The organism is Aquimarina agarilytica ZC1 (assembly GCF_000255455.1).
GTDB classification, from domain to species: Bacteria; Bacteroidota; Bacteroidia; order Flavobacteriales; family Flavobacteriaceae; genus Aquimarina; species Aquimarina agarilytica.
In genome coordinates this window covers 95,336-108,592 of the sequence record NZ_JH621259.1, presented here as the reverse complement: position 1 = coordinate 108,592, position 13,257 = coordinate 95,336, and the positions used below count along the sequence as shown (strand labels likewise).

7 protein-coding genes are annotated in these 13,257 nt (G+C 34.2%); 5 read left to right on the top strand and 2 right to left on the bottom strand.

Going from position 1 to position 13,257, the window contains the following annotated elements:
- Positions 1-78 precede the first annotated feature (78 nt).
- Positions 79-2,115 carry a glycoside hydrolase family protein gene (locus KQA_RS19560; RefSeq protein WP_010180543.1) on the bottom strand — a complete coding sequence of 679 codons (2,037 nt, stop codon included), beginning with the start codon at positions 2,113-2,115 and terminating at the stop codon, positions 79-81.
- Positions 2,116-2,663: 548 nt separating this feature from the next.
- Here KQA_RS19560 and KQA_RS0209650 point away from each other — a divergent pair.
- The 5 genes from KQA_RS0209650 to KQA_RS19555 all read left to right on the top strand — a co-directional run bounded on the left by KQA_RS0209650 (position 2,664) and on the right by KQA_RS19555 (position 10,685).
- Positions 2,664-4,538, top strand: a complete 1,875-nt coding sequence (locus KQA_RS0209650) for a right-handed parallel beta-helix repeat-containing protein (RefSeq protein WP_157366640.1) — start codon at positions 2,664-2,666, stop codon at positions 4,536-4,538.
- 10 nt (positions 4,539-4,548) lie between these two features.
- Positions 4,549-6,021: an arylsulfatase gene (locus KQA_RS0209645; RefSeq protein WP_010180539.1), complete on the top strand. Its 1,473-nt coding sequence runs from the start codon at positions 4,549-4,551 to the stop codon at positions 6,019-6,021.
- A 30-nt stretch (positions 6,022-6,051) separates the two neighbouring features.
- A complete protein-coding gene (locus KQA_RS0209640) occupies positions 6,052-7,536 on the top strand; it encodes a sulfatase family protein (protein ID WP_029209547.1) in 1,485 nt (494 codons plus the stop codon).
- Between the two features lie 95 nt (positions 7,537-7,631).
- Positions 7,632-9,563: an FAD-dependent oxidoreductase gene (locus KQA_RS0209635; RefSeq protein WP_010180534.1), complete on the top strand. Its 1,932-nt coding sequence runs from the start codon at positions 7,632-7,634 to the stop codon at positions 9,561-9,563.
- Positions 9,564-10,685, top strand: coding sequence for a hypothetical protein (locus KQA_RS19555; protein ID WP_010180532.1), 1,122 nt, complete (start codon positions 9,564-9,566; stop codon positions 10,683-10,685).
- A 119-nt stretch (positions 10,686-10,804) separates the two neighbouring features.
- Here the strand turns inward: KQA_RS19555 and KQA_RS0209625 are convergent, their stop codons facing one another.
- Positions 10,805-13,252, bottom strand: coding sequence for a glycoside hydrolase family 2 TIM barrel-domain containing protein (locus KQA_RS0209625; protein ID WP_010180530.1), 2,448 nt, complete (start codon positions 13,250-13,252; stop codon positions 10,805-10,807).
- Positions 13,253-13,257 lie beyond the last annotated feature (5 nt).

Here is a 13,257-nt window from a genome sequence, read left to right as displayed (position 1 = left end):
GTTTCTTCAAACTTAAAACACAACTGTGTAATTTAAAATATGTGTTTGCTCGGATGGATACCTATTTTTTTACTTTAATTAATCTGTAAATACCTTTTTAAAGCTACTTTGAATGGCTTCGCTATCATGAGCATGCATTGGGATAGCCTTTAGTACCAACCAAAATGAACTTTTAGGAGGTAAGGATTCTCCAGCATCATATACAAGCTGAATCGTTCCTTTTCGTTTGAGTCGCTTACGTAATACCTTGTATTTTTTAAGAGTTTCTACATTTTGAAGTTCTACAAAAATATCTAGTGATTGTTGTGCTTCATAGTCCACATCAAAATTGATTTTTCCAGAAGTTGGAATGGTATCAGGAAAGGTATGTGCTGTAAAACCTTCCTTTAAAGGAGTACCCCACGAGTGCAAATCAACATCTTTAAAACGAGAAATACTTTCTGCAGTATTTGTGGTGTTAGCAGCACACAAACCAGCATAAATCGGTTGTGTAGTGTTTAGTGTGGTTTCACCTACTTTAGTCCAATTGTAACGATTGCTACTTGATATCCATGCCGATATGATATTTTCTCTTCTTTCCAGGCGAAGCCAGTAGGGCGAATGGATATCTAATTGTTTTAGTTGCACTACAGCAGTGCCTAAGGTTTCTCTTTTACTAAAACTGAGTTTTCCTTGGCTTGAAATACTTAAAGCTACAAATGGTGCATTATCATCTAGATCAGCTCTAATCATGAGACCCGCATTTGTAGAAACTGTTGAAATATCTTGAGATAAGATTTGTGTTTTTAGCGATACATCGCCATCGATTTTTTGGTACACATAACGAAAAGCATCTTTTTTTCCTTCCAAATCATGTCCAGACGATTTAATTCGAAAGGTGTTTAGTTTTTCATTAAACCCTGAATTTCCTTCAATATGTACTGCTCCAATATCTTTGGAATCCCAAGAGCTAGGAACAGGTGTAGCATCTGTTGTAGTATGTTCTTGTTGTACAAGTGTATTCATATATTCCGCAAAAGCTTTTCCGTTAAAAGGGACGACAACAATTTTACTTCCATGATTGTCATTTCCGTTATCACGTCCTTTGTGCACATCGATAACAGAGAAATTGAAAGCTTTTACGGTTTCACCATCGGTATAAACGGTTGGTCTTTGAACGGTATACCAATTAATGGTAGTTCCGTCATCGTAACGGAAAATAGATTGGTCCTTTTTAAAAGCAATACCTCTGTTTTGCCAATTATGAAGACCATCTTCTGAGGTTAAATGATAGGTAGTATCATCTCCATAATGATTGACTACAATATGATAGAGATTGTTACTATACCATATGGTAGGATCTTCCATTTTAAATTGAGGGATACCATCCACTCCTTTCCAAGCCTTATCCGACATCATTTTATAGGGGCCTAATATCCCAGAATTGCTTAGCATAGGTACGCAATGTCTAGCTAGTAGCATGTACTGACCATTGGGTTTAAGAAAAATCATCACATTGGCCAAACGGCCTATGCCTCCTCCTCTTAACGCACCGTCATCAAGTTCATCATAGCGACCAAGCCCTCTGTAGAAACCATTAGGGTCAATTTTTAAGTCTCCAAGTAATTTGAAAGGACCATTTGGAGTGTCGGATACAAATACTTGTCCACTGGTGATTTCACTACTGATCGTAGCATACCTGCCATCATGCATGCGTAGACCAACTACATTGTGCCCTTTACCATTATGCCATTGTGGCCAAGTTTCACCTTTGTCTTTATAAGGACCTAATAGGTGATTGCTGACCGCGTGACAGCCTTTGGAATTTTTGGTCCATCCATCATGATGACTACTTTCCTGATTCCATCTGCTGGCATACATATGAAACTTTCCTTTATGATCTTTCACGATTTTACCATCCCAATAGCACCAATTTTTTAATGAAGTGTCTTCAAGACCATTATTAGGATCTCTAGAAATTACAGCTGAATCTCCCCATACCTTAGATGCTTTTTTTGGTTTAGAAGGAATGGGTTCAAAAAAATCAATTAAACTTTTTGAATGGTTTTGGGCGGTAATATTTAGAATGGCGAATAAAAAAACAGGGAGTAGCTTTCGATATTGTGAACTTTTCATGTATAATTAAATAACTATTGACAGATCAATTTAATATATAAAATCAAAGCTTTTTTTGTTTGAATCGCAATAGAGTGATTTAAATGAATTTTTACCCCTCTTTAAATGGATGGGCTATCTGTTGGTTTTAGTTAAGAAGATAAATATGAATTGATTGATTGGCTTAGGTTCAACTTCGAATGAATGTAAATATAGGAGCATAAATTAATTTCCCTCTTTTTTTGAATGATTTTATCCCCTGTTAATCGTTTTAAATTAATGCAACTTTGTTTAAATAATTATAACGTTTTTGGCAAATAATAATTACCTTCTTTTAAATGTATTATATACTTCAAACTACTCAAGTGGTAGTGTATACATTTCAGGGTAGTAATTATAAAATTTATCGAAGTGTCAAAAATTAAATAGATACCCTTAGAGGAGTTTTTTGGTAGTTATGATATTACCGCTTTAATTGATATTTGATATAAAGAATTTCAATTTTTTAGATATCGAATTAAAAAGGCTTCTCATAATTTAAAGAAACGATCACTATTAATTACTTAATGATGAAAAAAAAAATAATTAAAGCATTTTGCTTATTTTTTTGTTTAATAATTAGAATATTTTCAGCCCAAGCGCAGAAAGTCAAAAGCTTTGATCTTTCTATAGCTGCGGATGCCACGGCGAGTGTATTAAGCACGATACAATCTATAGATGAAGAAGGAGTAACGGTTACTTTTGAAAAAGGAACGTATCACTTTTATCCGGATAAGGGTTTAGAACAGTTTTGCCATATTTCAAATCATGATGATGTTTTTGTGTATACCGCAATGCCAATTTTTAATAAAAAAGGCTTAACGATTGATGGAAATGGAGCTACTTTTATATTTCATGGGCTTATGATTCCCTTTTTAATAGATCATTCGGAAGACATTACACTAAAAAACTTTAGTATTGATTGGGCTATGAGCTTTCATAGTGAAATGGAGGTTGTAGCAGTTAATAAAAAAGATAAAACAATAGATTTTCGTATTTCAAAGGAGTATCCCTATGAAATTAGAAACGGTCAACTCTACTTTATTAAAGAATATTACGAACATTCTATTGGGCAGGCCATTTACTATGATCCAGATAGGAATGCTATAGCTTTTGATACAGAAGCTTATGGAGGTTTAACCAATTGGGGGAAAGCTGAGTCAAGATTTGGAGTAGAAGATATTCAATACAAATATAAGATTGACAAAAGATCTAAGTTTCATGGAAAATTGGGAACAGCACATAGTCTAGTGGTAAAAGAGCTTGAGCCTGGTTTAGTGCGTGTATATAATCATCGTAAAAAAATGCCTAAAGTAGGATTGATTTTAGCAACAAAGGGGAGTCAAAAATACAATAGAGTGGCACCTGCTGTTCGTGTTACTTGGACGAAAGAATTCAATATGAATAATGTTAGCATTCATCATGCAGGTGGAATGGGTGTTATTGCCGAGAATTCTGAAAACTTGACATTGGATGCAGTAAAAGTGACTCCATCAAAAGGGCGTATGGTTTCTACAACGGCAGATGCGACCCATTTTGTAGGATGTAGGGGTAAAGTAGTGTTAAAAAATTGTGTGTTTAATAACCAGTTAGATGATGCTTCTAATGTTCATGGTACTTATCAAGAAATTATAGATGTGTTGGGGCCAAATCAACTAGGAGTGCGTATGGGGCATTACCAACAACAAGGTTTTGTTATTGGAAAAGAAGGAGATAAAATAGGTTTGGTTAGATTATCAAATTCTTTTTATCACTATGATGAATTGACGATTAAAAGTATCAAGAAAGTAAATAGAAGATATCAGGTAATTACGTTCAATGAAACGCTTTCTAAGGATGTGAAGTCAGGAGATCTTATTGAAAATCTAGATGCATACCCTTATCTCGAAGTAGTTAACTGCGATATTAGCCGTAATAGAGCTCGTGGTTTATTATTGTCAACACCAAAAGGAGCATTAATTGAAGGGAATTATTTTCATACAGAAATGGAAGCACTTTTGATTCCTGTAGAAAGTGGACACTGGTATGAATCTGGAAATGCCAATAATTTGATCATAAAGAATAACACTTTTGAAGATTGTCAACACAGTGGTTTCAACAGAGGGGTGATTCGATTGGTTACCGATGATGACAATGAAAATATCGCCTTTAATAATATTGAAATTACGAATAATACATTTAAACACTTTGACAACCTAATACTTCAGATAGCCAATACGAATCATCTTTTATTTCAAGGGAATACCATTGCTAATAGCAAGAAATTTAAAGCATTACATAATCAAAATGAGGTGATACAAATAAAATCATCGAAAGGTATTGTGTTTAAGAATAATCGATATAAAGGAAAAGCTAAAAAAATGATCACAACAGAGGGTTTATCAGAAAGCGTAAACTTTAATTAAAAAGACTTCAATGAAAATTTTAGGCATAAAAAATATTAAAGTAATAATGTTGTTTCTTCTGGGGTTAACATCTTGTAAGAATAAAGTAACTCCTTCTGAAAAACTAACGCAAGATAAAATTAAAAAACCGAATATCATTTATATACTGGCTGATGATTTAGGTTATGGAGATTTGAGTAGTTATGGTCAGCAGAAATTTAAAACGCCAAATATTGATAAGCTAGTAGCTGAAGGGATGAAATTTACACAACATTACACCGGATCGGCTGTTTGTGCACCATCTAGGTCAAGCTTATTAACAGGTTTACACACTGGAAATACACCCATTAGAGGAAATAAAGAGTTAAAAACAGAAGGACAAGTAGCATTGCCTGCGGAGTCATTGACTTTTGCAGAAGTGCTTCAAGAGGCAGGATATGTTACAGGAGCTTTTGGAAAATGGGGATTAGGATTTATAGGTTCGGAAGGAGATCCAAATAATCAAGGATTTGATAAGTTTTATGGGTACAACTGTCAACGTTTAGCCCATAGGTACTATCCAACTCACTTATGGGATAATAATGAAAAAGTGCTTTTAGAGGGGAATGATTGGACACATAAGGTTACGTATGCCCCAGATATGATTCAAAAAGAGCGTATAAAGTTTATTGAAGAAAATAAAGAACATCCATTTTTTGCTTTTATTCCTTTAGTGCTTCCTCATGCCGAATTGATTGCTCCCAATGATGAAATTTTCAAAAAGTATGATGGGAAATTTGATGAAATACCTCATGGTGAAGAAAATGGATATACCACTGATTATGGTCCTGATATCATAAAAGAGCACTATTGTCCACAGGAAAAACCCAATGCCACTTATGCTGCAATGGTCCACAGATTGGACAATTATGTGGGTGAAATTCTTCAGAAAGTAAAAGACTTAGGAATTGAAGATAATACCGTGATCATGTTTGCATCGGACAATGGACCGCATAATGAAGGCGGTTTAAAACCTGAATTTTTTAATAGTTCGGGAGGGTTACGAGGAAAGAAACGAGATTTATATGAAGGAGGTATTCGAACACCTTTTGTGGTAAAGTGGCCAGGTAAAGTGAATCCAGGTTCGACTAGTGATCATGTTTCTGCTTTTTGGGATGTTTTACCCACCTTTGCCGAAATTGCAGGAGCAACGATTACAAATGAAATAGATGGAATTTCATTTGTTCCTACCTTATTAAATAAAACCAAACTGCAGAAAAAACATGAGTTTTTGTATTGGGAGTTTCCTGCTAAAGGAGGGAGAAAAGCAGTCCGAAAAGGAGCGTGGAAATTAGTGCAATACAATATGCTAAAGGGAAAGCCAAAAGCTGTAGAATTATACAATTTATCCCTAGATCCAAGTGAATCCAACAATATTGCATCAAATTATCCTACACTGGTCAAAGAACTTTCAAGTATAATGGAAAATGAACATCACGAGTCCGATCTTTTTCCTTGGAAATAATCATAAAAGACTTATTCAAGTTACACATTTATGAATAGAAGCTTTTTAATATCATTATTGCTCATGTTTTTTTTGCAGTCTATTGCGCAGCAAAAGAAGCCAAATATCGTATGGTTGATGGCAGAAGATATGAGTCTTGATTTAGAATGCTATGGAATGCCAGATGTAAAGACACCAAATTTGAATAAAATGGCTACTCAAGGCGTACGTTTTGATAATTGTTTTGTGACTAACCCTATTTGCTCCCCTAGTAGGTCGGCTATGATGCTTGGAGTGCATCAGTTACTAACCAACGCACAACATCATAGGAGTAACCGAAATATTCCGTTAAAAAAACCATACAAACCATTTACGTATTGGTTACGTAAAGTGGGGTATACAACGATATTAGGGAATCATCAGGTATTTACCAAAGGGAGAAAGATTGATGTGAATTTTAAGCACAAGCCATTAGGTGCGTGGGATGGAGATAAAGAATTTGGATTGTTTGATAAGTACGATAGGTTTGAAAAATCTGATGAGCCATTTTTTGCTCAAATACAATTAAAGGTGACACACAGAGGAGATTGGTGGAATGCTATTAGAAAAAAATCGAAACATCCTCATGATCCTAATAAAATTAAATTACCATCATATTTTGCAGATCATCCAAAAATTAGACTAGACTGGGCAAAATATTTAGATCAAATAGAGTATATGGATAAGGAAGTAGGGCTAATTTTTGATGAATTAAAGCAAAAAGACCTATTAAAAAACACCATTGTTATTTTTATTGGTGATAATGGAAGGTGTAATATACGAGGCAAAGGATATCTCTATGATGAAGGATTGCATATCCCTTTAATTGTTTACTACCCAAATGAGTTAAAGCCTGGTCAGGTACGAAAAGATGTGGTTAGTGCTACCGATATCACAGCCACTATTTTAGACTTTGCAAAGGTGAATATCCCGGACTATTTTACAGGGAAATCAATCTTTAAAAAAGATTTTCAAAGAGAGTTTGTCTTTGGAACCAGAGATCTTTGGGATGAGATTGATGATAAATCCAGAGCCATAACTTCCGATAAATGGAAATATATTCGAAATGACAAAACAGAAATTCCATATGATGCACACCAAGCCTATTTAGAGTTTTATAGGCCTGCGGTACATGTCATGCGAAAGCTACACCTAGAAAAAAAACTGAATAGAGATCAAAATTTATTTTTTCAACCTCAAAAACCGAGTGAAGAACTCTATGATCTGAAAAAAGACCCTGAAGAATTACACAATTTAGCTGATGATCCAAAGTACGCTGTTAAGTTAGATGAACTGCGAAAAGAATTGATTGGGATGGAGGAAAACCATTTTAATACAGGCTCTTATGAACCAGTAATTCCTAATGCAGAAAAACTATACAATTGGGTGAAGCAAACAAAGCCTGAATTGTACCAAAAAATGTTAGATGGGGATGAAATTGGATTTCAACATTTAAGCTCGGAATACAAAAAGTATTTACAAGTAAATAAAAAATAGAATTTTAAGTAGGTAAATTCAAAGCCTTGTCTAGTATGAAGACATAATATACTATTAAACTCAATTTAACTATCCTTAAAAATGTGAATTTGATTATGAAAAGAAGAAATTTTATAAAAAATATTGCGAGTGCTTCAGCAGTAGGTTTAGTACCTGTGGGTTGCTCTTCAGAAATTACACCCACTGAAATACCTCTTTCTGATAGAACAAAAGATGATTGGGATTGTTTAGCAACTGGTAAAAAGGAAATTCCTTTACGCAAGCAAGAAGTAACATACGATGTGGTTGTCATAGGAGCGGGAATGTCGGGTATACCAGCTGCTGTTGCTTCGGCAAGAAATGGAGCTAAAACTGTCTTAATTAATGATAGACCAGTTATTGGCGGGAATGCCTCGAGTGAAATAAGAGTAACGGTTAATGGAGTGAGTCATTTAAAAGGGACAGGATTGCCAGAAAGAGAGACCGGTATTATAGAAGAATTTTTAATAGAAAATAGAGCTTATAACCCACAAGAATCTTATCCAATTTGGGATCATATTTTATATGATTTTGTAACACGAGAACCCAACTTAACCCTCATGTTGAATACGCATGCCGTAGATGCTATTATGGACAAGGATAAAATTATTGCGGCTAAATGTTGGCAAATATCTACAGAGACTGAGTTTATCATAAAAGGAAAGGTTTTTTTAGATTGTTCAGGGGATGGACTTATGGCAGCTAAGGCTGGGGCTATGTATCGTACTGGTAGAGAAGGAAAAGAAGAGTTTGGTGAAAAATATGCTCCAGATCAACCCGATGGATGGCAAATGGGAGGGTCTATAATGCTCATAGGGGAAGATATGGGGAGGCCAATGCCATATACTCCTCCAAAATTTGCGATAAAGTATACACCATCTGAAGAAGATAATAAGCGCCGTAAGATTACTAATTATAAAGATGGTTATTGGTGGGTTGAATTGGGTAGCGAATTCGATATTATAAAAGAAAGAGAGCATAATAGACATAAGCTTTTGGGGCATTTGCATGGGGTTTGGGATTACATAAAAAACTCTGGAGACCACCCAGGTGCTGCAAATTATGCACTTAAATGGGTAGGTTCCCTTCCTGGAAGACGCGAATCAAGAAGGTTTATAGGAGAACATATTTTAACAGAAGGAGATTTATTGGGGTATAGGCATTATGAAGATGCCGTGGCTTATGGAGGCTGGTCTTTGGATGAACATAATCCTGGAGGCATTGCAAGACCCGATCTTCCTCCAAGTTTTTTTCATGAAAATTTTAAAGAAATTTATGAGGTGCCTTTTCGTTGTCTTTATTCAAAAAATATTTCGAATTTAATGTTTGCCGGTCGTAATGCAAGTCTTACTCATATAGCGTTATCTTCGACACGTATTCAAGGAACTTGTGCCTTAATGGGACAGGCTATAGGCACAGCAGCAACATTTTGTGTAAATAAGAATATGTTACCCAAAGAGGTTGGTCAAAAATATATTAAAGAGCTACAAGAACAATTGCTTCGAGATGATGTTTTTATCCCAAATCGACCGGCAAATGATCCTAAAGATTTTGCTAAAACGGCAACTATTATTTTTGCATCTTCAACAAAATCTGGAGATGTTAAGTTGTTGACAGATGGGTATTCAAGAGACATAAATGGCGAAATACATCATTGGCAATCGGAACAATTACCAGCGCAACTTCAAATGGAGTGGGAAAAACCAGTAGCACTCTCTAAATTTGAATTAAAATGTGATACCAATCTTCAGACCCAGATTACCATGCGTAAAATGCCTGCAGATAAAAGTCATTATAGAACAGAAATACCGAAAGAGTTACTGAAAAAATTAGATCTTGAAGTTCGAGTTAATGGAATATGGAAAAAGGTAGGAGCAAAAGAAAATAATTTAACCCGATTAGTTAAATTTCATTTCGATACGGAACAAATTACGGCACTACGTCTTACTATGCATGAAACCTACAATCATGACACTGCAAAATTGTTTGAAGTGCGATGTTATTCATAAATGAAATTATTTAATACTATAGTATCTATAAGTTTTACCCTTTTGCTTTCCGTTTTGGAAGCAGTAGGGTTTTCAGTTTATTCTCAAAATAGATTAAATACATCTTATAATGTACAGATCACACATAAAGGGATACAAGATCAAGGCAAGGTAAGTGTTACTTTACATGAATTTACAGAAAACTCCTTAGGGAAAAGCCTTTTTTACACCGATATAGAATCGGTTATTTGCGGAAGTAAAGTTTGTAAAGTGGTTATGGTTCGCTTGTACTGGGATACTCTAGGGAAATACCAAAAGTTTGAACTTGAAGAGGGGGTAGATTTAGAAAAAGAAGAAGGCCTTCTTTTTACAGAAGAAGATTACTTAAGTCTTCACAATATATTGAATAATGAAGCTTCTGTTTTAAAAGATTATTTTAAAGAACAATTGGTAAAGCAAGCAGTACATAATGCTTATGATGCACTTTCTGGAGCAACGATAAGTCTAGGGAATGATGAAATTGTACAAGGTGCTGTTTGGACGTGTTATACGTTATGGCATTGGGCAAATGGAGAATTAGTTGATCGTATAAGAACAATTACAGCACAAAAATACACCGATCAGCAACTACAATATAGCTTAGATTGTGGTAGTTATAAACAACAAGTTTTTGCAATGGAATTTTTAACTAAAAGAAACTCCTACACTAAAGCATCCTTGGAAGCTGTTTATAATGCAAATTATCATAATACTTTATTAAATAATTTAGCCATTGGGTATTTAGAAAGGAGTATTAGGCATATATATTTAGAATATATACATAAAATGTACACTACGGGTAGTAAATCTTTAAGGCTTTTAAGTTTGAATAGTTTAAAAAACAGTGAACATCAATTTACTGCGGCATATATGGAACCTTTAGGTGGCAGTTTAACAAATAACACTCCATATCCAGAATTCAATTTATTTTTAGATATTCTGGAAGAAAGAAAAATAAATAGTAGCAAATTAACAAATCAACTTTTAAAGCTATTAGAAAGCTCTAATACTATTTTAGCTAGGCGTGCTTATTGGTACTTACAATCTATAAAGCTTGAAGGTGAACAAATACATAAATTAGAGGGGTTTAAAAACCTATTTTAAGACACTTCCCGTAAAGTGTGTAAGTTTAAAATATAGAGGGTTTGACTTTTTTAAAGTCGAACCCTTTGTTCAAATATAAGTATTTCCATTATGTGTAAATTTCAATTAGGTTAGTATATTTAGTCAACTACAATATGAAAAAATGCTTCTTTAATTCCTTTAGAACTTACTTTCAACTTGGCACCTTCTTTTTTGCCTGTTTTTAAAATAACTAAACATTTTCCATTGTTAGTTTTTTTGGATTGTATAGTACTAGCAGTAGTTATATCGTATATATCGCCATTATCTAATGCTAGGATTTTAGCATCTCCCTCTATGTCAAACGATAAATTAACAGGGGTTTGAGATACGAGTACTCCTTTACTATCCAAAACGGATATTTCAATTTGAATAATTTCATCGGCTTTATAGGCAGTTCCATGTACCTTAAAGTCTATTTTTTGAGGAGCACCAGCAGTTTTTAATTGGAATTCACAAACTTCCTTACCTTTTATAATTCCCACAGCTTTAAGTGTCCCTTTTTCATATGTCAAGTCTTGCCACTTCATTATCCAATTAGGGAAATCTGATAATTTTTTGTTACCAATGAGTTTGTTATTTAAATATAAGTTAACAGATTCACAATTGGTATAGGTAACTACATCTAGATGCTTCCCTTTTTCAAAATTCCAAGTTTCATTTATGGCTGGCCACCCCCAACGTCCTGATGTTGAAAAATCATTAGAGTCTCCTTCATAAACGGCTATACGTACCATGGGTTTTTCAGTCCAAAATGCTTGATACAAATAGGATGCTGCTTTTTTGAACCCAGCAGTGTTTAATAGCCCACTATCTGAACCTAATTTTGGAAATTTTTTTGACTCACCTAAATAATCTATTCCTACCCAAAGAAAGAGCCCCATATTATGCGTGTTTTCTAGTACATCTATCCAAGGGGAGCGTTCTATATTTGCAAAACGTTTTTCTGGAGAACTATTAAAATACCTGTAGCTTTCCGTACTAACAAAAGGTTTATCTGGATTTTTATTCCCAATAGCTTTACACCATTGTTCGCCATAATTTAGTGCAATTAAATCCATTTCGTTAGTAGCATTGATAATGGCATTTATTTTGTCTTCTACTTTACTATCTAAGCCCCTTTCCATTCCTGAAATTACAGGTCTTGTAGCATCTAAATTTCTAACAAAGGATGTATATTTCCTTAAGCCTTGCACTTGTTCTTTAGCTTCAGGAGGGTAATTTTCATTACCAACACTCCACATAATTACACTTGGGTGATTTCGATCTCGCTCTATGGTAGCTTGGTAATTTTTTTGCCATTCAAATTCAAAATAAGGATCTCCAAATCCATTAGGATTAAAAAAGTTGTTTAATCCTTTTTGTTTTTTGTCATTAATAGTATCTGAATTCCATTTATCAACAAACTCATTCATAACCAAAAAGCCCATAGTATCACATAAATCTAAAAATTCTGGCGAGGGCGGGTTGTGTGCTGCTCTTATAGCATTACATCCTATGTCTTTTAGTTTGCCTAATCGTCTTTTCCATATTTCAATGGGTACAGCTACACCCAAAACTCCTCCGTCATTATGCAAACAGACCCCTTTTAATTTTAAGTTTTTTCCATTTAGGAAAAATCCTTTTGTTGGGTGAAATTCAATCGATCTAATTCCAAATGTAGTTTCATATTCATCAACTACATTAGTATTTATAATGATCTTACTTTTTGCAATGTAAAGTTCGGGGGATTCGATTGACCATAATTGTGGATTATTAATACTTAAATTTTGATAAATATCTTTGGTGGACTTTCTATCAATTTTCTCAGTTGTTTTTAGCGTTTTTATAAGCTCCCCACTCGTATTGTAAATTGTGGTTTCTAAATTAAAATTAGTACTATCATCATAGTTTCTTAGTTTGGTTTGTATGGATATTTCTGCTAAACTTTCTGAAACTTTAGGGGTAGTTATAAATGTTCCCCATTGCTCTACAGCCAACTTACTGGTAATAGTTAAACGCACATTCCGATAAATACCAGAACCCGAATACCAACGGCAGTTAGGTTGTGTCGAATTATCTACTCTTAAGGCAAAGGTATTCTCTCCTCCAAAGTTTAAAAAAGGTGAGATGTTGTAATAAAAACTGGTATAACCGTCATGTTGATTACCAACATAATGTCCATTTACCCAAAGCGTAGAATTTTTATAAACACCATCAAATTCTATTTTAAACTCCTTATCTATATATTCTTTAGGAATTTGAACCGTTTTTCGGTACCACCCAATTCCTCCGGGTAACCAGGCATTTCTTCCTGAATTTTTTTCATTAAAAGCATGCTCAATGCTCCAGTCATGGGGTACATTTAATGTTTTCCAGTCCGAATCATTAAAATTATCATCTTTAAACTCGGTACTATCTGATAATATGAACTTCCAGTTTTTATTAAAATCTTCAGCAATCCTGGTTTTAGCCAAGTCTGGTTTAAGCGCTATAAAATTTTTGTAATTTTGAGAGTGCATTAATGAAATAAAACCCACTAAAAACCATTTAAATATATTCAATTTCATAATTT